At 68.3% G+C, this 25,504-nt stretch carries 18 protein-coding genes and 1 tRNA gene; 6 read left to right on the top strand and 13 right to left on the bottom strand.

From position 1 onward, the window contains the following. Nucleotides 1-7: 7 nt before the first annotated feature. A complete protein-coding gene (locus tag ABS767_RS01915; RefSeq protein WP_408076673.1) occupies nt 8-691 on the bottom strand; it encodes an RlmE family RNA methyltransferase in 684 nt (227 codons plus the stop codon). A 10-nt stretch (nt 692-701) separates the two neighbouring features. Continuing rightward, nucleotides 702-1,760 carry a Ppx/GppA phosphatase family protein gene (locus ABS767_RS01920; protein ID WP_408076674.1) on the bottom strand — a complete coding sequence of 353 codons (1,059 nt, stop codon included), beginning with the start codon at nt 1,758-1,760 and terminating at the stop codon, nt 702-704. Nucleotides 1,761-1,930: 170 nt separating this feature from the next. On the opposite strand from ABS767_RS01920, the gene ABS767_RS01925 reads away from it, so the two are divergent. After that, nucleotides 1,931-2,004 (top strand) — tRNA-Gln (locus ABS767_RS01925). Between the two features lie 137 nt (nt 2,005-2,141). Here ABS767_RS01925 and ABS767_RS01930 read toward each other — a convergent pair. Beyond that, nucleotides 2,142-4,298: a M3 family metallopeptidase gene (locus tag ABS767_RS01930; protein ID WP_408076675.1), complete on the bottom strand. Its 2,157-nt coding sequence runs from the start codon at nt 4,296-4,298 to the stop codon at nt 2,142-2,144. Between the two features lie 128 nt (nt 4,299-4,426). On the opposite strand from ABS767_RS01930, the gene ABS767_RS01935 reads away from it, so the two are divergent. Genes ABS767_RS01935 through ABS767_RS01945 form a run of 3 tightly spaced genes read left to right on the top strand, consistent with a single transcriptional unit; the run spans nt 4,427 to nt 10,498 of the window. After that, nucleotides 4,427-5,185 carry an ImuA family protein gene (locus ABS767_RS01935; protein ID WP_408076676.1) on the top strand — a complete coding sequence of 253 codons (759 nt, stop codon included), beginning with the start codon at nt 4,427-4,429 and terminating at the stop codon, nt 5,183-5,185. After that, nucleotides 5,091-7,148 (top strand): DUF6504 family protein, encoded by a 2,058-nt coding sequence (locus tag ABS767_RS01940; RefSeq protein ID WP_408076677.1) that lies wholly within the window; start codon nt 5,091-5,093, stop codon nt 7,146-7,148. Before ABS767_RS01935 ends, ABS767_RS01940 begins: the two co-directional genes overlap by 95 nt. Next, on the top strand, nt 7,145-10,498 hold the full coding sequence (locus ABS767_RS01945; RefSeq protein ID WP_408076678.1) for an error-prone DNA polymerase: 3,354 nt from the start codon (nt 7,145-7,147) through the stop codon (nt 10,496-10,498). The genes ABS767_RS01940 and ABS767_RS01945 overlap by 4 nt, the downstream gene beginning before the upstream one ends. Here ABS767_RS01945 and ABS767_RS01950 read toward each other — a convergent pair. Together ABS767_RS01950 and ABS767_RS01955 are read right to left on the bottom strand one after the other, a co-directional pair. Then, nucleotides 10,476-11,099: an SOS response-associated peptidase family protein gene (locus ABS767_RS01950; protein ID WP_408076679.1), complete on the bottom strand. Its 624-nt coding sequence runs from the start codon at nt 11,097-11,099 to the stop codon at nt 10,476-10,478. The two genes, ABS767_RS01945 and ABS767_RS01950, sit on opposite strands and share 23 nt — an antisense overlap. Nucleotides 11,100-11,105: 6 nt before the next feature. After that, a complete protein-coding gene (locus ABS767_RS01955) occupies nt 11,106-12,110 on the bottom strand; it encodes a fumarylacetoacetate hydrolase family protein (RefSeq protein ID WP_408076680.1) in 1,005 nt (334 codons plus the stop codon). A gap of 107 nt (nt 12,111-12,217) precedes the next feature. Between ABS767_RS01955 and ABS767_RS01960 the strand changes: the two genes are divergently transcribed. Both ABS767_RS01960 and ABS767_RS01965 read left to right on the top strand, forming a co-directional pair. Next, nucleotides 12,218-15,592, top strand: coding sequence for a PAS domain-containing protein (locus tag ABS767_RS01960; RefSeq protein WP_408076681.1), 3,375 nt, complete (start codon nt 12,218-12,220; stop codon nt 15,590-15,592). 116 nt (nt 15,593-15,708) lie between these two features. Continuing rightward, nucleotides 15,709-16,998, top strand: a complete 1,290-nt coding sequence (locus ABS767_RS01965) for an adenylosuccinate synthase (protein WP_408076682.1) — start codon at nt 15,709-15,711, stop codon at nt 16,996-16,998. Nucleotides 16,999-17,040: 42 nt separating this feature from the next. On the opposite strand, the gene ABS767_RS01970 is transcribed toward ABS767_RS01965, so the two are convergent. From ABS767_RS01970 to ABS767_RS02005, 8 genes are all read right to left on the bottom strand, one after another. After that, a complete protein-coding gene (locus ABS767_RS01970; protein ID WP_408076683.1) occupies nt 17,041-17,301 on the bottom strand; it encodes a hypothetical protein in 261 nt (86 codons plus the stop codon). A 129-nt stretch (nt 17,302-17,430) separates the two neighbouring features. After that, nucleotides 17,431-18,498 (bottom strand): chorismate synthase, encoded by a 1,068-nt coding sequence (gene aroC / locus ABS767_RS01975; RefSeq protein ID WP_408076684.1) that lies wholly within the window; start codon nt 18,496-18,498, stop codon nt 17,431-17,433. A 68-nt stretch (nt 18,499-18,566) separates the two neighbouring features. Further along, nucleotides 18,567-19,100 carry a GNAT family N-acetyltransferase gene (locus tag ABS767_RS01980; protein WP_408076685.1) on the bottom strand — a complete coding sequence of 178 codons (534 nt, stop codon included), beginning with the start codon at nt 19,098-19,100 and terminating at the stop codon, nt 18,567-18,569. Then, the gene (gene fabI / locus ABS767_RS01985; protein ID WP_408076686.1) at nt 19,097-19,900 is read right to left on the bottom strand and encodes an enoyl-ACP reductase FabI; all 804 of its coding nucleotides are present in this window, start codon (nt 19,898-19,900) and stop codon (nt 19,097-19,099) included. Before fabI ends, ABS767_RS01980 begins: the two co-directional genes overlap by 4 nt. Nucleotides 19,901-19,903: 3 nt before the next feature. Next, on the bottom strand, nt 19,904-20,839 hold the full coding sequence (locus tag ABS767_RS01990; protein WP_408076687.1) for a YihY/virulence factor BrkB family protein: 936 nt from the start codon (nt 20,837-20,839) through the stop codon (nt 19,904-19,906). Between the two features lie 9 nt (nt 20,840-20,848). Then, nucleotides 20,849-21,802: a DnaJ C-terminal domain-containing protein gene (locus ABS767_RS01995; protein WP_408076688.1), complete on the bottom strand. Its 954-nt coding sequence runs from the start codon at nt 21,800-21,802 to the stop codon at nt 20,849-20,851. A 307-nt stretch (nt 21,803-22,109) separates the two neighbouring features. Beyond that, nucleotides 22,110-22,994, bottom strand: a complete 885-nt coding sequence (locus ABS767_RS02000; RefSeq protein WP_408076689.1) for a transglutaminase family protein — start codon at nt 22,992-22,994, stop codon at nt 22,110-22,112. Beyond that, complete coding sequence (locus ABS767_RS02005; RefSeq protein ID WP_408076690.1) at nt 22,994-25,480, bottom strand: circularly permuted type 2 ATP-grasp protein; 2,487 nt, start codon at nt 25,478-25,480, stop codon at nt 22,994-22,996. The genes ABS767_RS02000 and ABS767_RS02005 overlap by 1 nt, the downstream gene beginning before the upstream one ends. Nucleotides 25,481-25,504 lie beyond the last annotated feature (24 nt).

Consider the following 25,504-nt stretch of genomic DNA (forward strand, 5'->3'; position numbering starts at 1 on the left):
CTTCGGCCTATTCGACCTCGCCGTCCTCGATCCGCCCCTTGAACCCCTGCGCCACCACGAACCACTCGACCGAACCCTTGCGGCTCGACGGGGGCTTGGCGTGCTTCACGGTGGCGAAGTTGCGCTTCATCTCGGCGACGAACTTGCCGTCGCCGCCGCTCGCGAAGACCTTGCTGACGAAGGTGCCGCCGGGCGCGAGCGTCTCAATCGCGAACTGGAATGCAGCTTCCACCAGTCCCATGGTGCGCAGCGCGTCGGTCTGCGGGTGGCCGACGGTATTGGCGGCCATGTCCGACATCACCAGATCGGGTGCACCGCCCAGAGCCGCCATCAGCGTATCGGGCGCAGCGTCGTGCATAAAGTCCATCTGGAAGATCGTGACCCCCTCGATCGGATCGACGGGCAGCAGGTCGATGCCCACCACCGCCGCCTTGGGGCAGGTGCGCCGCACCACCTGGCTCCAGCCGCCCGGCGCCAGCCCCAGATCGACGACCCGCTTCGATCCCTTCAGGAACGCGAATTTCTCGTCGAGCTCGATCAGCTTGTACGCGGCACGGCTGCGATAGCCCTCCGCCTTGGCCTTCTTGACATAAGGATCGTTGAGCTGCCGCTCGAGCCAGCGCACCGACTGGCTGGTGCGCCCGCGCCCGGTACGCACGCGAACATGGCCGCGCGTTCCGCCCCTGCTCATTGTGCCATCCTCATTCTACCTGTCCGTTCATCATGCGGCGCAGGATGCCCTCGCGGATGCCGCGGTCGGCAATGCCGAGCCGCTGCGCGGGCCAGATATCCATGATCGTCTCCAGAATTGCGCAACCCGCCACCACCAGGTCGGCCCGCTCCGCCCCGATACACGGGATCGCCGAGCGACCGGCAAGATCGAGTTCGGCGATCCGCCGGCTCACCGCGCGCATCGATGCCGACGGCACGATCAACCCGTCCACCGCGGACCGATCGTAGGACGACAGGCCAAGATGGACGCTGGCGAGCGTAGTCACCGTGCCGCTGGTGCCGAGCAGCCGTGGCGTTCCCGAGATAGCGGGAAGCCGCGCGACGAAGGGCGCGAACGCGTCCGCCACCGCTTCGCGCATCCGGCGATAGGCCGCGGTGCGCGCGGCTTCGTCCTGATCGCCGGTCAGGCCCCGCGCCTCGGTCAGCGACACCACGCCCCAGGGTGCGCTGTGCCAGTCGAGGATGCGCGGTTGCGGGCCGGTCGAATCGACCATCACGAGCTCGGTCGACCCGCCGCCGATATCGAACACCAGCGCGGGGCCGTCCCCCGGCTCGAGCAGCGCGTGGCAGCCGAGCACCGCGAGCCGCGCCTCCTCCTCCGCGGTGATGATGTCGAGGACGATCCCGGTCTCGCGATAGACCCGCTGGATGAACTCGGCGCCATTTGCCGCCTGACGACAGGCCTCGGTCGCAACCGATCGCGACAGCGCGACATTGCGGCGGCGCAATTTGTCGGCACAGATGCGCAGTGCGGCGATGGTACGGTCGATCGCCGCATCGGACAGCCGCCCGCTGGACGCCAGCCCCTCGCCGAGACGAACGATGCGCGAAAAGGCATCGACCACGGTGAAGCCAGACCCGTTCGGCCGCGCGATCAGCAACCGGCAATTATTGGTTCCAAGGTCGAGCGCCGCGTAATGGCGCGCCTCCGGCCAGCGCGCACGCGCCACGGGCGGAGCAGATTGTGGGGCCGGGCGGGCCGGGCCTTTGGCCGGCGGGCGCGGCATCCTGGCGGAGCCTTCCCCCATGCAACAACTCACTTATGTTCTTCCGTCACGTCCGAAATAGGACGCCGGTGCTTGAACAAGACGCTAGCGCAAGGGGTTGGCGGGGGCAAGCGATCCGCCCGGCGCACTACGGATCACTACCCTATTGACCCGACGCGGCTGCCCGCCTAGATGCGCCCGCCTGTCAGTGATGCCCTGTCGTCTAATGGTAAGACTACGGACTCTGACTCCGTCAATCGTGGTTCGAATCCACGCGGGGCATCCAATCTTTCGCCAGCGATCACGCGGCGCGATCCAGAATAAATCAACATAGGCCGACGGTCCGGCAGCCGCGTTATGCGTGCCCGTCGGCCGTCATCCGCGGATGCGCCGCCCGCCTGGTAGAGCGGACGGCGCTAATCCTCACTCCCCGGTCGGGAAGCCGCGGCGCTCGAACAGCGCCTTCACGTCCGGATCGCGGCCGCGGAACGCCTTATAGGCTTCCTTGCGGTCGGTCTCGTTGCCGGTTTCGAGCAGGACGGTGCGGAACTTGTCCGCCGTCGCCTTGTCCCAGACATTGCCGGTTTCCTCGAACGCGGCCCAGGTGTCGGCGTCCATCGTCTCCGACCAGAGGTAGGAATAATAGCCGGCCGAATAGGCGTCGGAGGAGAAGAGGTGGTTGAACTGCGGCAGGCGGTGCCGCATCACGATCTCCTTGGGCATGCCGAGCGATGCCAGCGTGTCGCGCTCGAACGCGTCGGGATCGGTCACCGGCGTCTCGCGATTGTGCAGCTGCATGTCGACGATCGCGGACGAGAGATACTCGACCGTGTCGAAGCCCTGGTTGAACGTCGCCGCCTTCTCGATCTTCTCGACCAGCGCCGCCGGGATCACCTCGCCGGTCTTGTAGTGCTTGGCATAGCGGTTGAGCACGTCGGGCGTCAGCAGCCAGTTCTCGTTCACCTGGCTGGGATATTCCACGAAGTCGCGCGGCGTGCCGGCCAGGCCCGGATAATAGACCTGGCTGAGCAGGCTGTGCAGCGCATGCCCGAATTCGTGGAACAGCGTCGAGGCATCGTCGATGCTGATCAGCGTCGGCTCGCCGGTACCGCCCTTGGTGAAATTGTTGTTATTCGACGCCAGCACGATCTTGTCGCCGCGCAGGCCCGAGCGGCTGCGATAGCTGGTCGCCCACGCGCCCGAGCGCTTGCCGGCGCGGGCGAAATTGTCGAGATAGAAGATCCCGACCGTCTCATCCTTGCGCTTCACCTCGAAGGTGCGGACATCGGGGTGGAACACCGGGATCGCCCCGGTATTTTCCTTGAACTCGAGATCGTAGAGCCGCCCGGCGGCATAGAACATGGCGTTGACCATGTTGTTGAGCTCGAGATACGGCTTCACCTCGCTCTCATCGAGGTCGTACTTCGCCTTGCGGACCTTTTCCGCATAATAGCGATAGTCCCAGCCCTCGATCGTGATCTTGGGACCCTTGCCCGCCTTCGCCTCGGCATCGGCGAGCGCCTGCATGTCGGCGACTTCCTGCTTTACCCGCGCGACCGCCGCGGGCCAGACCGACATCATCAGCTTGGTCGCATTCTCCGGCGTCTCCGCCATCGTATCGTCCATGCGGTAATGGGCGTGGGTCTTGAAGCCGAGCACCTTGGCGCGCTCCTGGCGCAGCTTCAGGATCTGCGCGATCGTGGCATTGGTATCGTTCGCGTCGCCATTGTCGCCGCGGTTGATATAGGCCTTGTACACCTTTTCGCGCAGCGGGCGGTTGGTCGCGTACATCAGGAAAGGCTGCATCGACGAGCGGGTGTTCTTGACCGCCCATTTGCCCGCCTGTCCGCGTGCCTTGGCCTCCTCGGCAAGGCTTGCCTTGAAGCTGTCGGGCAGGCCGGCGAGATCGGCCTCATTGTCGATGATGATCGCGGTCTCCTCGTCCGCCAGCACCTTGCGGCTGAACTCGGTATAGAGCTTGGCGAGTTCGCCGTTGATCCGCTTGACCTCGGCCTTCTGCGCCGCGTCGAGCAGCGCGCCCGAGGTCACGTAATCGCGATATTCGCGCTCGAGCAGACGCATCTGCTGGGCATTGAGGCCGAGCGTCTCGCGCTTGTCGTACAGCGTCTTGACCCGCTGGAACATCTTGGGGTCGAGGCTCATCTCAGTGAAGAAGGCCGACAGCTTCGGGCTCCATTCGGCCGCGATCTTCTGAACCTCGGGACTGGCGAGATTGCTGGTATAGACGCCCCAGACCGGGAACACGCGGGCCAGCGAATTGGTCGTCTTCTGGCCTGCTTCGATCGTGTTGGCGAAGGTGGGTGCGGCGGGATTGTCGCGGATCGCGGCGAATTGTGCGCGCGCCTCGGCCATCCCCTTCTCGAATGCCGCCGGGAACATGGCGGGCTTGATCTTGTCCCACTGGGGAACGCCCTCGAACGGGCCGGGCCATTTGTCGAGCATGGGGGCAGGATCCGGTGCAGTGGTGGCAGGCGTGGCGGCGGGCGTCTGTGCCGCGGCGGGCAGCACGGCGAGAAGAGAGGCGGTGGCAAGCAGGATCGCGCCGGAAACGGGCTTCATCAAATTCCCCTGGGAGTTGGTGTGATAGCGGGATGATACGCGGTGAGCACTGCTTGGCAAGCTTGACTCGACGAACGACAGGAACAAAATAGGAACAAATTTCACGAGTCGGAGTCTTTAGTCGGATCATGGCCGATCCCGCCGTCATCAGCCAGCTGCGAGAAACGCTGCGCGGCATCGAGGGAAGCGGCTTTCGCCGCCGCCCGGTGCTGCCGTTCGGCATGCAGCGAATGGACGCGCGGCTGGCCGATGGCGGGCTGCGGCTCGATGCATTGCACGAAGTGGCGGCGGCAACCCCCGATCTCACAGACGATGCTGCCGCGACATTGTTCGTCGCGGGGATCGCGGCGCGCGCCTGGGGTCCGGTGCTGTGGGTGGTGCGCCGCCGCGATCTGTTCGCCCCCGGCCTGTACCAGGCGGGACTGGCGCCAAAGCGCGTGCTCTATGCCGAGGCGTCGGACGATGCCGAGCTGCTGGCGATCATGGAGGAAGGGCTGCGCCATCGCGGGCTCGGCGCGGTGGTGGGCGAGGCGCGCCGCGTGGCGATGCCCGCGACGCGGCGTCTGCAGCTCGCGGCCGAGGGCGGGCGCACCGTCGCGCTGCTGATGAAGCGCCATCCGCGCCAGGGCGGCGACCCGCTCGGCGCGCCGTCTGCGGCGGTGACGCGCTGGCGGGTGGGCTGTGCCCCGTCCTCCCCGCTGCCGGTCGAGGGGGTGGGACGCGCGCGCTGGCAGCTTGAGCTGGCACGACAAAAGGGGGGCGATCCTTTCGAGATTCTAGTGGAGGCGTGCGATGAAACGGGTCGCTGCGCTCTACCTGCCCGACTGGCCGATCGAACGGCTGGCGCAGGCGGAGCGGACACGCGCACAGACCGCGCCGCCGCCTGACCCCGGCGCTGTGGCCGATGCGATGGCACTGCGTGCAGGCGCGGTGGCCGAACAGGAGGTTGCCTGCTCGGTCCCGCGCGGCGGCGGCTGGCGGCCCGGCGCGCGCTGGGCGCGGGAAGAACGCGAGCGCCAGATCGCCGCGTTGCCCGCGCACCAGCGCCCGTCGATCCGCGAGCTGGGGCGGCGCGACGAAGCCGCGGGCAACCCGTTCCGGCCGATGCAGTCGGACGAGGTGCGCAGTCAGATTCCGGCGGGCAAGCCGCCTGCGCCCAAATTCCTCCCCGAGATTGCTCGGGGAGGGGGACCGTCGCGCAGCGATGGTGGAGGGGCCGCGCCGCAGGTGCGGAATGCGAGGAGTCCGGTAACCGCTGCTATGCGGCGGCCCCTCCACCCCGCCCTGCGGGCGCGGTCCCCCTCCACGAGCCAGCTCGGGGAAGAATTGGTCCCTCGAGTCACCTCCATCCGCACCGGCAATCGCGTGCTGGTCGCCGCCGCCTGTCCCGCCGCCCGCGCGCTGGGCATTGCCCCTGGCATGGCGGTGACGCAGGCGCGGGCGCAGGTGCCGGGACTCGACGTTCGCCCCGCCGACCCCGAGGGCGATCGCGCCGCGCTTCACGCCCTCGCGCTGCTGGCTGCACGGCGATGGGCGCCGAGCGTCGCGGTCGCTGACGATGCTACGCTGCTGATCGACCTGACCGGCGTCGCGCACCTGCACGGCGGCGAAGCGCGGATGGCGCGGCGGATCGTGCGATTGCTCGCGCGGCGCGGCCATCGCGCGCAGATCGCGATCGCAGATACGCCCGGCGCGGCTTGGGCGCTGGCGCATTTTTTCTTCACCCGCCGCCCCAGCGAAAGCGGGGATGGCGTCCTTGTCTGCCCGCCAGCCCAGCATGCCGATGCGCTCGCCCCCCTCCCCATCGCCGCGCTGCGCGTCGATGCCGCGGCGATCGAATTGCTCCACCGTCTCGGCGTCACCCGCATCGGCCAGTTGGCCGCGATGCCGCGCGCGCCGCTCGCCCGTCGCTTCGGCGCGGCGCTGGTGACGCGGCTCGAACAGGCGCTCGGCACGCTGCCCGAGCCGCTCGATCCCGTGGTCCCGCACGAACCGGTGGCGGTGCAGCGCCACTTCGTCGAACCGGTCGCGACGGCCGAGGGGATTGCGCACTGGCTCGGCGCGCTGGTGCCCGAACTCTGCGCAGCGCTGGAAGCGGAAGGCTGGGGCGCACGCGCGGTCGAGCTGGTCGCCGATCGCGTCGACGGGGTGCCGCAGCGCATCCGCATCGGCCTTGCCCGCGCGAGCCGCGACCCGCTGCACCTGTTGCGGCTGATCGCGCGGCGGATCGAGACGATCGAGCCGGGCTATGGCATCGACGCGATCACGCTGCATGTCCGCCGCGCCGAGCCGCTGTCCGCGCAGCCGTTCGACGAGCGGCTGGATGAGGAAGCCAAGCCCGACCTCGCCCCGCTCGCCGACACGATCGCGACGCGCATCGGTCCGCGCCGGCTGTGGCGGCTGCGCCCGGTCGAAAGCGACGTGCCCGAGCGCAGCGTCGCGCGCGATGGCGTGCTCGGCCCGCCCGAGCGCGGCGGCGAACGGCGCAAGCGCGACGATGTCCGCCAGCTCGACCGCGCCGCGCCGCCCGACCCGTGGCGCCCCGACTGGCCGCGTCCGGCGCGGCTGCTCGCGCGGCCCGAACGCCTCGACCATGTCCTCGCCGAACTGCCCGACCAGCCGCCGCGCCGCTTCACCTGGCGCGGCCGCACGGTGCATGTCGTGCGCGCGGACGGACCCGAGCGGATCGCTGGCGAATGGTGGCGCCGTTCCGCCGAAACCAACGCGATCCGCGACTATTTCCGCGTCGAGGATGCGGGCGGGCATCGTTACTGGTTGTTCCGCCGCGGCGATGGCGAGCGCGGCGCGACCGGCGACTTGAGCTGGTATCTCCACGGCCTGTTCGGATGAGCTACACCGAGCTTCAGGTGACCACGCATTTCTCGTTCCTGCGCGGCGCGTCCTCGCCGCAGGAGCTGTACGCGCATGCCGCGCTGATGGGCTATGGCGCGCTCGGCATCACCGATCGCAATTCGCTGGGCGGCGTGGTGCAGGCGCTGTTCGCCTGCGACGAACTGGCCAAACAGGGCGTCGCAATCCGCCCGGTCTATGGCTGCCGCCTCGATCTGGTCGACGGCGCGTCGCTGCTGGTGTGGCCGGAGGATCGCGCGGCGTGGAGCCGCCTCACCCGCCTGCTCACCCTGGGCAAGTCGCGCGCCGATGCACAGCGCGGCGAAAAGGGGCAATGCTTTTTGTATTGGGAGGATGTCGCCGCGCATTGCGACGGTCTGGTCGGCGCCTTGGTCCCGCGGGACGAAGCCGGGGATTTCGCCTGGATGGCCGACCTGTTCGGCACGCGCGGCCATGTCTGCATGGTTCCCATGCGCCGACCCGGCGAAGCCGCACGCTTGCACGCCACCCATGCCGATGCACTGCGGCACGGCCTGACCCCGCTGGCGACCGGCGATGTGCTTTATCATCATCCCGACCGGCGCATCCTGCAGGACGTGGTCACCGCGATCCGCGAGGGCTGCACCATCGACGATCTCGGCCTGCGGCGCGAGCGTAGCGTGGACCGCCACCTCAAGTCCCCGGACCAGATCGCGCGCCGATTCGTGCGCTGGCCCGATGCGATCCGGGCCAGCGCCGCGATCGCCGAACGCTGTACCTTTTCGCTCCGCGATCTCAGCCACCAATATCCCGAGGAGGAGGTGCTGCCCGGCCAGTCGGCGCAGCAGGCACTGCGCGTACTCGCCACCAACGGGCTCAGGCAGCGCTTCGGCGGCAAGCCGTCCCAGGCGCATCTCGACTTGCTCGAGCACGAGCTCGAGCTGGTCGAACAGATGGGCTATGCGCCCTATTTCCTCACCGTCAATTCGATCGTCCAGTTCGCGATCAGCCAGCAGATCCTGTGCCAGGGGCGCGGGAGCGCGGCCAATTCGGTGATCTGCTTCGCGCTCGGCATCACCTCGATCGATCCGGTCAAGCACAGCCTGTTGTTCGAGCGCTTCATCAGCACCGAGCGCAAGGAGCCGCCCGATATCGACGTCGATTTCGAGCATGAGCGGCGCGAGGAGGTGATCCAGTGGATCTATGACAGCTATGGCCGCGACCATGCCGCGCTGACCGCGGTGGTCAGCCGCTTTCGCACGCGCGGCGCGGTGCGTGAGGTGGGCAAGGCGCTGGGCCTGCCCGAGGACCTGACCGGCGCGCTGGCGAGCCAGGTATGGGGCTGGTCGAACGAGGGGGTGCCGGACGAGCATGTCGCCGCGCTCAACCTCGATGCGACCGACCATCGGCTGGCGCTCACGCTGTCCCTCGCGCGCGAGCTGATCGGGACGCCGCGGCATCTGTCGCAGCATCCCGGCGGGTTCGTGCTGACGCGCGACCGGTTGCACGACCTCGTCCCCGTCGAGCCTGCGGCGATGGTCGACCGCCATGTCATCGAGTGGGAGAAGGTCGACCTCGAATATCTCGGCTTCATGAAGGTCGATATCCTCGGCCTTGGCATGCTCGGCTGCATGCGCCGCGCGTTCGACCTGCTCTCGGCGCACAAGCGCACGCATCTGACGCTCGCGTCGCCCGTGATGCAGGAGGACGACCCGACGACCTTCGCGATGATCCGCCAGGCCGATACGCTCGGCGTGTTCCAGATCGAAAGCCGCGCGCAGATGTCGATGCTGCCGCGGATGAAGCCGGTCAATTTCTACGACATCGCGATCCAGGTCGCGATCGTGCGGCCGGGGCCGATCCAGGGGAACATGGTGCACCCCTATCTCAAGCGACGCGAGAATCCGGCACTGGTCGACTATCCCTCGCCCGCGCTGCGGACGGTGCTGGAAAAGACGCTGGGCGTGCCGCTGTTTCAGGAACAGGCGATGCAGGTGGCGATCGTCGGCGCAGGGTTCAGCCCGAGCGAGGCGGACCGGCTGCGCCGTGCGATGGCGACGTTCAAGTCAACCGGTGGGATCGGCGAATTCGGGGACAAGCTGATCGACGGGATGCTGGAACGGGGTATCCCGCGCGACTTCGCCGAGCGGCTGGTCGAGCAAATCCGCGGCTTCAGCAATTACGGCTTTCCCGAGAGCCATGCGGCGAGCTTCGCGAAGATCGCCTATGCCTCGTCGTGGATGAAATGCCATCATCCCGATATCTTCTGCTGCGCACTGCTCAACGCGCAGCCGATGGGGTTCTACGCCCCGGCACAGATCGTCCGCGACGCGCGCGCGCACGGTGTCGAGGTGCATCCGGTCTGCATCAACGCCAGCGACTGGGACAGCGCGATGATCGACGCGCCGAACCGACGCCCGCGGCACGCCGCATATTGGGGCAGCGATGCGGACTGGGCCGGGATCATGCCGCTGCGGCTGGGCATGCGCGTCGTGCATGGGCTCGCGCAGGCAGACGCGCAGGCGATCCTAACCGCGCGGCGCGGCGGGCCGTTCGTGTCGATCGAGGATGCGTGGCGCCGCTCGCGGGTGAAGCCCGCCGCGCTCGAACGGCTGGCGCGCGCCGATGCCTTTGCGTCGCTGGGGTTCGACCGGCGGCAGGCGCTATGGGCGATCAAGGCGCTGGGACAGGCGCCGCTCGACCTGTTCGCCGCCGCCGACCTGCGCGAGGGGCACACGGTGGCCGAGAGCGTCGAGGCGCCGGTCGCGCTCGACCCGCTGAGCGAAGGGCGCGAGGTGGTGGAGGATTATCGCGCGACCCAGCTGTCGCTGCGCGCCCACCCGCTCGCCTTTCTGCGCGGCGCGCTGGCGGCGCGCGGCATCCGCCCGTGCGGCGATCTGACCTCCATGAAGGACGGCGCGCGCGTGCAGGTCGCCGGACTGATCCTCGTCCGCCAGCGCCCCGGCAGCGCCAAGGGGGTGGTGTTCGTGACGCTGGAGGACGAAACAGGGATCGCCAACGCCGTGCTGTGGTCCGACCGGTTCGAGGCGCATCGCCGCACGGTGATGGCGGCGACGATGCTGGCGATCCGCGGCAAGGTGCAGCGCGAGGGGATCGTCATCCATGTCGTGGCCGAGGAGATCATCGACCTCACGGCCATGCTCCGCGATATCGGCGATCTCGACCTGCCGCGCATGACGATGCCAGGCGACGGCGCGACGCATGGCGGCACGATCGACCCGCGCGACCGCAAGCCCGGCTGGGAGCCGCGCCCGCAGGACCGCCGCGCGCCCGGCTGGCCGCAGCCCTATGACAGCAATCACTGGCGCGAGCGCGAGGCGATCCCGGTCAAATCAAGAGATTTTCACTAGGCCTTTCGGTGACTTCGCTGACGTCGAACGTCCCGGGTGGGGGTGGTTGCAACAGATGTTCGGGCCGCGCATCCAGAGCCAGCCATTCGGCAAAGTCGCGGCGCTCGATCACCGCCACCTGGCGCGCGTGATAGGGTGCGACGTCCGCACCGGGCGCGATCGTCAGCATCGTATAGGCTTCGCCGACCTCGGCATGGTTACGCCAGATCCCGGCGATCGCGAACCATGGCTCGCCACGCTTCTCGAACCGCCATTTGCGCTTGCGCTTCGGCCGCCTTCCGGACGCATCCGGCTCGCCCTCGCTGAACTCGTAAAAGGCATCCGCGACGATCAGGCAGCGGCCCTTTTCGAACCGCCGCCCCTCCGAACGGAAATTATAGACCGGCTTGCCATGCGATCCGGGCCAGCTCCACCGCCGCACCACCAGTTCCGCGCCGCCACTCGGCGCGGCGCGGAGAATGACGTTGCGGTCGGTGATCCGGATGCTGTCCGTCGGCTCGAGATTGGGCAGCCCCTCGGGAAAATGGATCGGGATGCGCAGATCGTTGATGTCGTCACGCAACAGGCCCAACGCGACCCGTCGCGCCTGCTCGTTGCACATCTGCGATCAGCCTTCGACGGTCTGCTCGATCGTGCCGAAGATCGGATGGTGCTTGTCGTCCTCGGCCCAGATGCGGACGGTGTCGCCGGCCTTGAGGAAGGGGGTGCTCGCCTTGCCGTCGCGGATCGTCTCGACCGTGCGCACTTCAGCGAGGCACGAATAGCCGACCCCGCCCTGCGCGATCGGCTTGCCCGGCCCGCCATCGGCGTCGCGGTTCGACACGGTGCCCGACCCGATGATCGTGCCGGCGCCGAGCGCACGAGTCTTTGCCGCGTGCGCGATCAGCGTGCCGAAGTCGAAGGTCATGTCCTCCCCCGCCTCGGCCCGGCCGAAAGGTGCGCCGTTCAAATCGACCATCAGCTTGCGGTGCAGCTTGCCGTCCCGCCACCAGTCGCCGAGCGCATCGGGGGTCACGAACACCGGCGAAAAGGCGCTTGCCGGCTTGGACTGGAAGAAGCCGAAGCCCTTGGCCAGTTCGCCGGGAATGAGGTTGCGCAGCGACACATCGTTGGTGAGGCCGACCAGCCGCACCGCCGCCAGCGCGTCCTCGCGGCTCGCGCCGAGCGGCACGTCGCCGGTCACCACCACCACTTCGGCCTCGAGGTCGCAGCCCCAGCTTTCGTCGGCGAGCGGGATCGGGTCGCGCGGCCCAAGGAATCCGTCGCTGCCGCCCTGGTACATCAGCGGATCGTGCCAGAAGGTCTCGGGCATCTCGGCGCCGCGCGCCTGCCGCACCAGCGCGACATGGTTCACATAGGCCGACCCGTCGGCCCATTGATAGGCCCGCGGCAGCGGCGCGGCGGCGTCACGCTCGTGGAACCGCTCACGCGGGATCACTTCATGGTCGAGATCGGTGGCAAGGTTGCGCAGATCGCCCTCGACCCGGTCCCAGTCGTCGAGCGCGGCCTGCAGCGTCGGCACGATATGCCCCGCATCGGCATACCAGGCCAGATCGCTGGATACGACGACGAGGCGGCCGTCACGGCCCTGTTTCAGACTGGCGAGTTTCACGATCTCTCTCCTGCTTCTGACGAACGGCCAGCTGACGGGCCGATTTCGTCCGACACATTACCCGGCCTGCATTGACAGGCGGGGACGCAACCCGCAACGCAGAACGCATGTATTCCGAGCTTCGATTCCTGGAGCATGGCGGCGAGATGGGCCGTCGCATCCGGGATTTCGACTGGACGGATCATCCGCTGGGCGCGCCCGAAGGCTGGCCCCAGCCGCTGCGCTTCGCGCTCGGCATCTGCATGAGTTCTCAGTTTCCGACGGCCATCTACTGGGGCCGGGACCTGCATCTGTTCTACAATGACGCCTGGGCGCCGATCCCCGCCGAACGCCACCCGCACGCGCTGGGTCAGCGCGGGGAGCAGGTGTTTCCGGAAATCTGGGACATCGTCGGGCCGCAGTTCGAAACCGTGCTCGCGACCGGCGAGGGATTTGCGACCTATGACCAGCGGCTCGACATGCGGCGCGGTGGCCGCATTCATGAGACCTACTGGAATTACAGCTTCACGCCGATTCGCGACGAATATGGCGCCGTCTGCGGGATTCTGAACCAGGGCAACGAGACGACGCGAACCGTCATTGCCCAGCGCGCCAGGCTCGCCGAGGTGGAAGGGCTGCGCGAGCTGTTCCAGCAGGCTCCGGGCGCCGTCGCACTGCTCCACGGGCCCACCCACGTCTTCGAGATGGCCAACCCGCCCTATTCCGAACTGGTCGGCCACCGCCCCCTGCTCGGCAAGAGCGTGGCCGAGGCCCTCCCGGAAGTCGTCGAACAGGGATTCGTCGCGCTGCTCGACCAGGTGTTCGAGACCGGCGAGCCGTTCCGCGCGACCGGGACGCCGGTCACGTTGATGCGCGGGGACCGTAGCGAGGAACGGCTCCTCGACTTCGTCTATCAGCCGATCAAGGATGCGAACGGGGTCACCACCGCGATCTTCGTCGAGGCGAACGACGTGACCGAACGCGCCATGGCCGAGGCCCGGCTGCGGCAGAGCGAGGAGCGGCTTCAACTCGCGCTCAACGCATCGAACGGGGTCGGCACCTGGGACTGGGACCTGCTGTCGGGGCTGGTGCGCGCCGACAGCCGCTTTGCCCGTCTGTACGGGGTGAATCCCGCGATCGCCGAACGGGGCGGACCGATCGAGCTGTTCTTCAATTCCGTTCATCCCGACGATATCGATCGCGTCAGGGCGCAGATCGACCAGGCGATGCGCAGCGGCGACCGCTTCTCCTGCGAATATCGGCTGATCGACCCCCAGGGCCGCACGCGCTGGGTCAATGCCCAGGGCCGGTGCAACTATGACGCGGAGGGGCGGCCCGTGCGCTTCCCCGGGGTCAGCGTGGACGTCACCGAGCGGCATCTGGCCGAAGAGGCCGCGCGCCGCGCCGCTGCAGACCTCAAGGCCGCGACGGCGGATCAAACGTTCGTCCACGATCTGGCGGATCGTCAGCGCGCGCTCGATTCGCCCGAAGCGATCATGCAGTTGAGTGCGGAAGCGCTGTCCAAGCGGCTTCAGATCGATCGGGTCGGCTTCTACCGCATCGACTCCGATGGCCAGATCCAGTTCGGCCCCTGTGTTGCGAGCGACGCGCTTCCGGTCCTGACGGGCAGCATTGCGGTCGAGGAGCTGGGTCCGGCCAGCGAGGCATATCGCGAGGGCCGCACGGTCGTGGTCGCCGACTCATCCGGCGACGGTGCGTATGCCGGAACGGGGCTCGCGCGGCACTCCCCCTCTGCCGTGGGCGTGCCGTTGATGCGCGGCGGCGCGTGGGTCGCCAGCCTCTACGCAAACCAGGCCGGTGCGCGCGAGTGGCGGCGCGAGGAAGTGGCGCTGATCGAAGCCGTCGCGCAATCCGCGTGGGACGCGGTCGAGCGCGCGGTGGCGGTCACCGCGCTGCGCGACAGCGAAGAGAAGTTTCGCGCCATCGCCAATTCGATCGACCCGATGGTCTGGTCGACCCTGCCCGACGGCTATCACGACTATTATAACGACCGCTGGTACGAATTTACCGGCGTCCCCTATGGTTCCACCGATGGCGCGGGATGGAACGACATGTTCCATCCGGACGATCAGGAACGTGCCTGGGCGCAGTGGCGCCACTGCTTGGCCACCGGGGACCCCTATCACATCGAATATCGCCTGCGGCATCATGACGGCGTCTACCGCTGGGTACTGGGCCGGGCGCAGCCGGTGCGCGGCGAGGATGGTGCGATCACCCGCTGGTTCGGCACCTGCACCGATATCCAGGATATCGTCGATGCGCGCGAAGTGCTCGCCCGGTCGCGCGAGGAACTGGAACAGGCTGTCGAGGATCGCACCCGCCAGCTGATGACCGCCGAGGAACGGCTGCGTCAGGCGCAGAAGATGGAAGCGATCGGCCAGCTCACCGGCGGCATCGCGCATGATTTCAACAATATGCTGGCTGTGGTGATCGGCGCGCTCGACATATTGGAGCGACGCATCTCGCAGGGCTCGACCGACCTCGAGCGCTACATCGTGGCGGCCAAGGACGGCGCGACGCGCGCGGCGGCGCTGACCCAGCGGCTGCTCGGCTTCGCGCGACAGCAGCCGCTCGCCCCCGTGCCGGTGGACGTCAACGCGCTGGTCGGCGGGATGATCGACCTGCTGATCCGGACCCTGGGCGAGGATGTGACGGTCGAGACGCGGCTCCAATCCGGCCTGCATCTCGCGCTGGTGGATCCCAGCCTGCTCGAAAACGTCATCCTCAACCTTTCGGTCAACGCGCGCGATGCGATGCCCGGCGGCGGACTGTTGACGATCGAGACCGAAAACCGCGTCCTCGACGCACAGGGCGCCGCGGAGATCGGGCTGGAGGCTGGCCATTATGTGGCGCTGACCGTCGCCGACACCGGATCGGGCATGTCGCCCGAAACCGTGGCACGCGCCTTCGATCCGTTCTTCACGACCAAGGGTGTGGGCAAGGGCACGGGGCTGGGGCTCAGCCAGGCTTTCGGCTTCGCGCGCCAGTCTGGCGGACATGTCGCCATCGACAGCGCGCCGGGCCAGGGAACGCGGGTGCGGCTGCTCCTGCCCCGGCACAACGCGACGCTCGAGGCGCCCGCATCGCCAGGCGGTGCGTCGGTCCCGCATGGGTCGCGCGACGAGGTGATCCTGGTGGTGGAGGACGAGGAGCGCGTTCGCACCTATTCGGTCGAGGCGCTGCGCGAACTGGGCTATACGGTGCTGCAGGCGCGCGACGCGATCGAGGCGCTGAGAGTGATCGAGCGCGATCAGCGGATCTCGCTGCTGTTCACCGATGTGATGATGCCGGACATGAATGGCGACGAACTGGCGCGCGTCGCGCGGGAACACAAGCCGCAGCTCAAGGTGCTCTACACGAGCGGCTATACACCCGATCAAACCCTCATCGACAGCGCGACCTCCGGCGGCGCGCCGCTGCTTCCCAAGCCGTTTGGGGTCGAGGCGCTGGCGGTCCGGGTACGCGCTGCGCTCGACACCTGACCGGACCGCGCTGGACGTGGCGCCTTGCCCGCTCTAGGGGAGCCGCGCGCATGGTCGTGTTCAGATTGTGCTGAACCGACACCTGATACGACACTGGCCGAAAAGGATCGGAAAACTTGGCGAACGTCGCGGTGATCGGCGCCCAATGGGGCGATGAGGGCAAGGGCAAGATCGTGGACTGGCTCGCCAGCCGCGCCGATCTGGTGGTCCGCTTTCAGGGCGGGCACAATGCCGGACACACGCTGGTCGTCGGCGACAAGGTGTACAAGCTGTCGCTGCTCCCCTCTGGGCTGGTGCGCGGCACGCTGTCGCTGATCGGCAATGGCGTGGTATTCGATCCCTGGCATTTCCGCGACGAGATGGCGCGGCTGCGCGAACAGGGCGTCGCGATCACGCCGGAAACGCTGCAGGTCGCCGAGACCGCGCCGCTGATCCTCCCCTTCCACCGCGATCTCGACGCGCTGCGCGAGGATGCGTCGGGCGCGGGCAAGATCGGCACCACCCGCCGCGGCATCGGCCCGGCGTACGAGGACAAGGTCGGCCGCCGCGCTATCCGCGTGTGCGACCTTGCGCATCTCGACGATCTGGGACCGCAGCTCGATCGCCTGTGCGCGCATCACGATGCGCTGCGCGCCGGGTTCGGCCAGCCGCCGATCGATCGCGATGCACTGATCGCCGAGCTGCGCGACATCGCGCCGTCGGTTCTGCCCTATTCCGCGCCGGTGTGGCTGACGCTCAACGGCGCCAAGCAAGCCGGCAAGCGCATCCTGTTCGAGGGTGCACAGGGCGCGTTGCTCGATATCGATCACGGCACCTATCCGTTCGTCACCTCGTCGAACACGGTGAGCGGCGCGGCGGCGTCCGGCTCCGGCCTCGGCCCAGGGTCGGTCGGCTTCGTGCTGGGGATCGTCAAGGCGTATACGACGCGCGTCGGCTCCGGCCCCTTCCCCAGCGAGCAGGACAATGACATCGGCGAGCTGCTCGGCACGCGCGGGCGCGAGTTCGGCGTGGTCACCGGGCGCAAGCGCCGCTGCGGCTGGTTCGACGCGGTTCTGGTGCGCCAGTCGGTCGCGCTGAGCGGCGTCACCGGCATCGCGCTGACCAAGCTCGACATTCTCGACGGGATGGAGAGCCTGCGCATTTGCACCGGCTATACGGTCGGCGACACGCATTACGATTATCTGCCCCCCAGCCCCCAGGATCAGGCGCGCGCAGTGGCGGTCTACGAGGAATTCGAGGGCTGGAGCGAGTCGACCGCGGGCGCGCGCAGCTGGGCGCAATTGCCGGCGCAAGCGATCAAATATATCCGGCGCATCGAAGAGTTGATCGGCTGCCCGGTGGCGCTGGTTTCGACCAGCCCGGAGCGCGACGACACGATCCTCGTTCGCGATCCGTTTGCCGACTGAGTCGATCCCGGGCGCGGCGCCGCCACGCCCGGGACCTGCCGATCAATAGCCAGTGGCGTTGGGCTCCGGCGGGGTTTCGGTGCCGTCGGCGGTCGGATCCGCGGGTTCCGCCGGCTCCATGCTCGGCTCGACATCGGTGGTGTTCGACATCGTCTCGGGCGCGGTCATATCATCCGGCGCCGGCGTCGCCTCGTTGGCCATGTCGTTCTGCAGCGGGGGTGCAGCCTGGGGCGTGCCGATCGCAGCGACGGCGGCGGTCGACCCGCACAGGGCGATCAGGCTGAACAGCGTTTTGTGGCGCATGGGATACTCCTCGTTACATGGCGCGAACTGAACGCGCGCCACGCCGGTCCGGGAGCAACATCGTTCCTCGCCTCGTCCCCCAATCGGTGCGCTCCGCCCTTCAGACGGCGCACATCCGCGCCGGAGCGATCAGCCGCATTGCGCGCGGTGGAGCAGTTTCTGGTCGGCGAGCACCAGCGCCATCATCGCTTCGACCACAGGAACACCCCGAATGCCGACACAGGGATCGTGGCGCCCCTTGGTACGGATCTCGCTCGCCTCGCCAGTCCGCGTGATCGTCGCGACCGGGGTGAGGATCGAGCTGGTCGGCTTGAACGCGATGCGGACGCGCACCGGCTGGCCGGTAGAGATGCCGCCCGCGATCCCGCCGGCGTGGTTGGCGAGAAATTCGGGGCCGTTGGCGCCGGGCCGCATCGCATCGGCATTGGCCTCACCCGACAGGGCAGCCGCGGCGAAGCCGTCGCCGATTTCGACGCCCTTGACCGCATTGATGCTCATCATGGCGCTGGCGAGCTCGCTGTCGAGCTTGGCATAGAGCGGCGCGCCCCAGCCTGGCGGCACCCCGGCCGCCTCGCACGCGATCACCGCGCCGAGCGACGATCCCGCCTTGCGCGCGTCGTCGACCAGCGCCTCCCAGCGTACGGCGGCGTCGGGATCGGGGCAGAAGAACGGGTTGTTGCCGATCTCGCCCGCGTCGAATTTCGCATAGTCGATCGCGTCGCCGCCAATCGCCTCGACCCAGGCGGTGATCGTCACTTCCGGGATCACCAGCCTCGCCACAGCGCCGGCCGCGACGCGCATCGCCGTCTCGCGTGCCGAAGAGCGCCCGCCGCCGCGATAGTCGCGAAATCCGTATTTGGCGTCATAGGCATAGTCGGCATGGCCGGGGCGATAGGCTGCAGCCACTTCCGAATAGTCCTTCGAGCGCTGGTCGACATTGTCGATCAGCAGGCCGATCGGCGTGCCGGTGGTTCGCCCCTCGAACACGCCGGACAGGATGCGGACCTGGTCCGGCTCCTGCCGCTGGGTGGTGAAGCGCGACTGGCCGGGGCGGCGCTTGTCGAGGAAGGGCTGGATATCGCCTTCGGACAGTTCGAGCCCCGGAGGGCAGCCGTCGACCACCGCGCCGATCGCGGGACCGTGGCTTTCGCCGAATGTGGTGAAGCGCAGCACGCGGCCGAAGGTGTTGAAGCTCATGGCGCCATCTCCTCGCCCAAACGCCCGGAATTTGAAAGCAAGAAGGGCGCTGGGCCGGGCAATGCCCGCTATGCCTCCGCCACTTCCCCCAACGCCGCGAACGCCCCCGCATGACGCGCCGCGCCGCGCACACCGCAGGGCAGCTTCCCGTCCTGCAATGCCAGCGCCATCAGATAGTCGCCAGCATAGGGCGAGTCGAACCCGCGCGCGAGATCGGCGGCATAGCCGAAGCGGCCATAATAGGCCGGGTCGCCGAGCACGAAGCTGAGCAGATAGCCGGCATCGCCAAGATGCCGGTGCCCGGCGGCGATCAGCGCTTCCGCCACGCCCTGCTGCCGATACGTCGCCTCGACCGCCACGGGGGCAAGCGCGACGGCAGCGAGAGGGACTTCATTGACGCGCACGTCCATGCGGCTGAACGCGACCATGCCCGCAAGCGCGCCGGTCTCCTCATCGTCGGCGACAAGGGTCAGCACCATGTCCCCAGCGATGCACAAGCGCTGGACCAGCAGCGCCTCATCCGCCGCCGGAAAGCTGCGCCGCAGCAGCGCGTCGATCGCCGCGACGTCGCCGCCGGTCGCAGGACGGATGGCGATCGTCACGCCAGCGCGATATCCGGGGCGTCTTCCGCCTTCATCCCGATGACATGATAGCCGGCATCGACATGATGCGTCTCGCCAGTCACGCCCGAGGCGAGGTCGGAGAGAAGATAGAGGCCGGCGCCGCCGACATCCTCGATCGTCACGTTGCGCTTAAGCGGCGCATTCAGCTCGTTCCACTTGAGGATCAGGCGGAAGTCGCCGATGCCCGATGCCGCAAGCGTCTTGATCGGCCCGGCACTGATCGCGTTGACGCGGATATTGTCGCGGCCAAGATCGACCGCGAGATACTGGACGCTCGTCTCCAGCGCAGCCTTGGCCACGCCCATGACGTTATAGTGCGGAATGACCTTTTCCGCGCCGTAATAGCTGAGCGTCAGCAGCGATCCGCCATTGGGCATCATCGCGCTCGCCCGCTTCGCCACGGCGACGAAGGAATAGACGCTGATGTTCATCGTCATCAGGAAGTTGTCGAGGCTAGTGTCGACATAGCCGCCGCGCAGCTCGTTCTTGTCGGAAAAGCCGATGGCATGGACGACGAAATCGATCGTCGGCCAGCGCTCCGCCAGCGTATCGAAAGTCTTGTCGAGCTCGGTCATGTCGCTGACGTCGCATTCGATCAGGAAATCGCTGCCCAATTCCTGTGCGAGCGGGCGCACGCGACGCTCGAGCGCTTCGCCCTGATAGCTGAACGCCAGTTCCGCGCCCTGCTCGCGCAGCTTCTTGGCAATTCCCCAGGCAAGCGAGCGATCGTTGGCGAGCCCCATGATCAGCCCGCGCTTCCCCTGCATCAATCCGGTCACTTCCTACCCTCCGGTCGTCTTTGCGGTGTCCTCTAGACCCGTTTCCGGCGTTTCCGCCAGCGCCGCGTTGAGCTCGGCGCCGATAACGACGCCGAAACCGATCAGGAAGAAGAAGATAAGGGCAACCATCACGCCCGCAAGGCTGCCATAGGTCATGCCATAGCCGCCGAACGCACCGATCACGATCGGGAGCAGCGCGGTACAGCCCATCCACCACAGGGTGACGAACAGCGGCCCGGGCCATTTGGGGCAGCCGGACTGCCGATAGCGACTTGGCGTGAGCGTGTAGAAGAGAATGTACAGCGCGCCGAACAGCGCGACCGCCGGCGCCAGCCGCGTGACCGAGACGATCCGCGCGGCATCGGACGCGAACGGCAGAACCCGCAGGATGAACTGCTCGGCGCCGATCAGCAACACCTGAAAGCTGAACGCCATCATCGCCAGGATCACCGACGCGATCACCATGCCGATCGCGCCGAGCTTGAGCCGCCAGAACGACGTCGAAGACGGGATGCCATAGGCCTGGCGAAGGATCGCGCGGATCGTTTCGATAAAGCCCGACGTCGTCCAAAGGCCCACCAGCGCCCCCAGCCACAGCAGCGACCCCGAACGTCCCTCCAGAACCTCAATGATCGCCGGGCGAAGCAGGTCAGCGACTTCGGACGGCACGGTGCGCAGGAAGGCCGCGACCGCCTGAAGTCCGTCCCCCGTTCGGCCGACCAATCGCGCCACGGCGGTGGCGACGATGAAGAAGGGGAACAGGGTGACGAGGCTGAGATAGGCGAGATTGCCGGCATGGGTGAAGCCGTCGTTGAACGCGCCGACCGCGACGCGCTTCGTCACCTCGTACATCCGGTCGGTGACGCCCAGATCCGACAGGCGCTTGTGAAAGCCATGCCGCCGCGCCTCGGGCGATTCGGGGGAAATCTGGTCGGTCACGTCGGAAGGTCAGACGCCCAACCGCGCGCGGGGGTTCCCGTCATCCTCCCATTCGGCGACGAAGGCCGCGAGCTTCGCGTCGCCCGCCGGTATCTCGATCATCACCGTGACCAACAGGTCGCCGCGGCCCGCCTTGCCGTGAAAGCCGCGCCCCTTCAGGCGCAGCGTCTTGCCCGAGCTGGTGCCGGCCGGGATCTTCATGTTGACCGGCCCCTCGGGCGTCGGCACGCGCACGCCCGCACCCGCAACGGCTTCCTTGAGCGTCACCGGCAGGTCGAGGCGGATATGGTCGCCGTCGCGCGTGTAGAAACGGTGGGGCTCCACCTCGATCGTGACGATCGCGTCGCCATTGCCGCCGGGCCCGGCATCGCCCTTGCCCGCAAGGCGCATCTGCGTCCCGGTCTCGACGCCCTTGGGCAGCTTCAGGTCGATGGTCGAACCGTCGCGCAGCTGGATCCGCTGCTGCTTCAGAGCGGCCGCATCCTCGAACGGCACGCGCAGCCGATAGACGACGTTGGCGCCCTTGGCCGGCGGCGGGCGCCGCCCGAACCCGCTCGAAAAGCCGCCGCCCTGCTGCCCGCCAAAGCCGCCCCCGGCGCGGCCGCCGAAAAGCCCTTCCAGAATATCCTCGAACCCGGCATCGCCGCCGCCGCCGAAATCGAACTGCGCGCCGCCGGGCCGGAACCCGCCTTGCGGCCCGCCACGCGCGCCGCCGAACCCGGCCCCGAAGGGCGAGGTGGGGTTGCCGTCGGCATCGATCTCACCCCGGTCGAAACGGGCGCGCTTGTCCTTGTCCATCAGCAGGTCATAGGCCTGCGTCACGGTGCTGAACTTCTCCGCCGCCTTCGGATTGTCCTTGTTGCGGTCGGGATGCAGCTCCTTGGCGAGCTTGCGATATGCCTTTTTGACCTCGTCCTCGCTGGCCCCGCGCGAGACTCCCAAGGTTGCATACGGATCGGCCACGTGTTTCCCCGGTTGATTATCGTTCAGCGTGTTAGCCCGCTACATCGGCGCGGCGGGGGGAGAGTGCAAGGGTTTGGGACGCGGATGGTGCGTGTCTGACCGGGAGAAGCCTCCCGAAACTGACGATGTTACGCGAAACCGCCCCGATCCTGTCATCTTCAGCCCGACGAACCTGACAGTTTGGCCCCGATTTACATGCGTGTCAGGCAGCCGCGCCGACCGGGCCAACCACCGGTGGGCGAGACTCCAGACTGGATTGGAGCAGGCGAAATCCAACATTGCAAGGGGAGGCCGCCGACCGGATCGCTCACGTCTCGTCCAGCGGCTCCACATCCACCGACACATCCATCTTCTGCGCGCCCGATCCCAGCACGATGCCGTCGATCGGGGCGATGTCGGTATAGTCGCGGCCGATGGCGATGATGACATGATCGCTCGCCATCCAGATGCCGTTGGTCGGATCGACGCCGACCCAGCCGCGCTCCGGCCCGCACCACAGCAGCACCCAGGCATGAGTCGCGTCGGCACCGACGAGCCGGGGCTGGCCGGGCGGGGGCAAGGTACGCAGATAGCCGGAGGCATAGGCGGCGGGCAGCCCCGCGGCGCGCAGGCCCGAGATCATGATCTGCGCAAAGTCCTGACACACGCCCCCGCGCTTCTCGAACGCCTCGCGCGGGGGCGTGTCGACCAGCGTCGCGGTGGGATCGAAGTCGAACTCACTCTGGATGCGGCGGGCGAGCGCGATCCCCGCCTCGAGCGCGCCGCGATCGGGATCGAGTTCCTGCGCGCACCATGAAGCGATATCGGGGTCGAGCGGGATCAGCGGGGAGGGAAACAGATAGGCGGCCGGGCTGGCCGGCCCCGCATCGCGACTGGCGCGGGCGAGCGTCGCGACCTGACCCAGCGTTGCGTCGGTCTGGGCCGGCACCGGCACCTGCCGGTCGACCGTGATGTTGCAGCGGCTTTCGATCGTCAGGCTGCGGACCGCCTGGGTCACGACCAGCCGGACGACATTGGCCAGCCCCGCCTCGGCCCGTGCGGGAGCGGTGTGGCCACCCGGTTCGACGGTCAGCGTGTAATCGTGCAGGTGCTGGCCGGACCAGTGGATCGGCTTGAGCCGCAGGTTGCAACGCGCGAACCCGACCGAGCGGGCATAGTCGAAGCGGGTGACGTGGCGAATGGCGTAGCGCATCAGCCGACCACGAACGCAGCGGCACGCAGCGGTTCCGACCCGTGCAGGAAATAGCGGCGCCCGATCGCATCGGACAGCGCGCCGAGCGTGTTGCCCATCGCGAACAACCCCTCGGGACCGAGGGTCACGGCCTGCGCCGTCGCCACCATCGCGCCCAGTTCCGCCGCCAGCGCCTGTTGCGGTTCGGCGATCCCGTCGTCCGACAGGACCGGCAGCGCGGCGAGATGGGCGCCGATCGCCGCGACCTGGAACGCGACGCCGCGCGGGTTGCCGGGATCGAGCGCGACCAGGTCGAGCACCGGCACGCGCGCCATCCCGGTGAGGTAACGCTGGCGATAGCTGATCTGGCTGTCGGCGAGATCGAGCAGTGCGGAGAGATCGTCGCTCGTCGCCTGCGGGTGGGCGAGCGCCTGAAGCGCGGCGAGCGTGGTCACCGCGCGTTCGACCCGGCGGCCCAGATCGTGGAAGCGCCACGCGTCGGTCCGTCCCATATGCTCGGCCGAGAGGCCCGCCAGCGCCGAATAGCGTCGCTGGAGCGAGCCTGCCCGATCGAGCGCGCTGCCGCGCGTCGGAAAGGGCGCGTCGAGCAGCCGGATCATGTCGGCGGACAGCCGGTCACGGCTGACCGATCCGATCGCGCGCGCCTGGCGGTTGATCGCGCGCACGCCCCGCCAGTCGTCGGCGCTGTCCATCGCCGCCTGGGCAAAGCGGGTCAGGTTCGACCGGCTGAGGCTTTCGGGCATCGGCGCCGCGCCAGCCCCGACGATCAGCCCGACGAGGCGCCGCACCGTGTCGCCCGCGAGCGCCGCGCCGCTGTCCGCACTGATCGAATGGCCGAGCAGCGCGCGAACGATGCCGAGCAGCGCCTCGCCGCGTTCGAGATAGCGACCGAGCCAGAAGAGATTGTCCGCGGCGCGGCTGGGCAAGGTCCCCGGATTGCGCCGCAGCTGGGTCGTATCGCTCGGCTGGAGCAAGGTGACGGGCGCGACGGGGTCGTCGCCATGGATGACCACGTCCGCCGACCAGTTACCCTCCCCCATTGCCGCCGCGCGGGCATCGGGATGCTCGCCGATCTGGGCGAACCCGCCGGGCAGCACATGCCAGCCGCCATCGGCGCCCCGCGCGGCGAACACGCGCAGCGTGAACGGCCGGGCTTCGAGCCGCCCGTCGGCAACGACCGGCATGGTCGAAAGGCGCACCACCTCCTGCCCGACATAATCCTGCGGGCGCCGCGCGAAATCGGCGAGCAATGCCGAGCGCATCTCCGCGCTCATCCGCGAGCCCAGCATCGCGGTGCCGTCGGCAAGGACATTGGTCGCCACGCCGAACGCGGGCGCGATGACCATGTTGTCGAGGTCGGAAGCGACCTCCTCCGCCTCGCGCGGCTGGCCGCACCACCAGGTGGCGATATTGGCGAGCTTCAGGCTCTCGCCGGTCAGGCGCGTGCACAGGCGGGGCAGGAAGGCGGCGAAGGCCGGTGCCTCCATCAGGCCCGACCCGGGCGAATTGGCGATCACCACCTCGCCCTGCGCCATCGCGTCGATCAGGCCGGGAACGCCGATCGCCGAATGCGAATCGAACGCTAGCGGGTCGATCAGCCGCGGATCGACGCGGCGCCACAGCGCGTCGACGCGCTTGAGGCCCGCAATGGTGCGCAGATACAGCCGGTCGTCGAGCACGGCGAGATCGCCGCCCTCGACCAGCAAAAAACCGAGATAGCGGGCGAGATGCGCCTGTTCGGCATAGCTGGCGTTGAAGCGGCCCGGGGTCAGCAGCGCGATGCGCGGATCGCTGCGGCGGCAGCGTGCGGCGATGCCTTCGCGGAAGGCGGCGAAGAAGGGCGCGTGCCGCTCGATATTGAGCCGGTTCTGCAGCCCGCCCACCATCCGCGCCATCGCCAGCCGGTTCTCCAGCGCATAGCCGGCCCCGGCGGGCGCGCGCAGATGATCCGCCAGCACCCGCCATTCGCCGGTCGGGCCGCGACACAGGTCGAACGCGACGAAGTGGAGATGGCAGCCGCCGGGCGGGGTGAGGCCCATCATCGGGCGCAGGAAATAGGGGCTGCCGGTCAGCAGCGTCGCGGGCAGGCTGCCGCCGCGCACCAGCGTCTGCGGGCCATAGCTGTCGGCGATCACCGATTCGAGCAGGTTGGCACGCTGGACGATGCCGCCGACGATCCCGTCCCATTCGCGCTTGGCGATCAGCAGCGGGACCGGCGACAGCGGCCAGGGGCGCTCCTCCCCCTCCCCCGCGATGCGAAAGCCGGTGCCGATATCCTCGGCGTGGCGCTGGGCGCGTTCGCGTGCGGCATTGAGATCGTTGCCCGTGCGCTCCGCCAGTTCGCCCAGGGCGGCATTCCAGGCCGGGTCGTCGAGCCCGGCGGCGTACAGCACATCGGTCGCAGGCGTGGCGGCGCGATAGGCGGTCAGCCAGTGCGCAGCGATCGTCGCCGCATCGAACCCGGTATCGGCCACGGCGCTTGCCATCCATGCCCCTTTCGCCCTGCCTTC

Source organism: Sphingomonas plantiphila, from assembly GCF_046000505.1.
GTDB lineage: Bacteria > Pseudomonadota > Alphaproteobacteria > Sphingomonadales > Sphingomonadaceae > Sphingomonas > Sphingomonas plantiphila.

Excerpts from the sequence above, each read along its gene's own strand:
- ABS767_RS01970 (WP_408076683.1), bottom strand. The coding sequence starts at position 17,301 with ATGCGCCACAAAACGCTGTTCAGCCTGATCGCCCTGTGCGGGTCGACC.
- ABS767_RS01960 (WP_408076681.1), top strand. The coding sequence starts at position 12,218 with ATGTATTCCGAGCTTCGATTCCTGGAGCATGGCGGCGAGATGGGCCGT.
- ABS767_RS01950 (WP_408076679.1), bottom strand. The coding sequence starts at position 11,099 with ATGTGCAACGAGCAGGCGCGACGGGTCGCGTTGGGCCTGTTGCGTGAC.
- ABS767_RS02000 (WP_408076689.1), bottom strand. The coding sequence starts at position 22,994 with ATGCGCTACGCCATTCGCCACGTCACCCGCTTCGACTATGCCCGCTCG.
- ABS767_RS01940 (WP_408076677.1), top strand. The coding sequence starts at position 5,091 with ATGAAACGGGTCGCTGCGCTCTACCTGCCCGACTGGCCGATCGAACGG.
- aroC (WP_408076684.1), bottom strand. The coding sequence starts at position 18,498 with ATGAGCTTCAACACCTTCGGCCGCGTGCTGCGCTTCACCACATTCGGC.
- ABS767_RS01935 (WP_408076676.1), top strand. The coding sequence starts at position 4,427 with ATGGCCGATCCCGCCGTCATCAGCCAGCTGCGAGAAACGCTGCGCGGC.
- ABS767_RS01915 (WP_408076673.1), bottom strand. The coding sequence starts at position 691 with ATGAGCAGGGGCGGAACGCGCGGCCATGTTCGCGTGCGTACCGGGCGC.
- ABS767_RS01945 (WP_408076678.1), top strand. The coding sequence starts at position 7,145 with ATGAGCTACACCGAGCTTCAGGTGACCACGCATTTCTCGTTCCTGCGC.
- ABS767_RS02005 (WP_408076690.1), bottom strand. The coding sequence starts at position 25,480 with ATGGCAAGCGCCGTGGCCGATACCGGGTTCGATGCGGCGACGATCGCT.
- ABS767_RS01930 (WP_408076675.1), bottom strand. The coding sequence starts at position 4,298 with ATGAAGCCCGTTTCCGGCGCGATCCTGCTTGCCACCGCCTCTCTTCTC.
- ABS767_RS01920 (WP_408076674.1), bottom strand. The coding sequence starts at position 1,760 with ATGGGGGAAGGCTCCGCCAGGATGCCGCGCCCGCCGGCCAAAGGCCCG.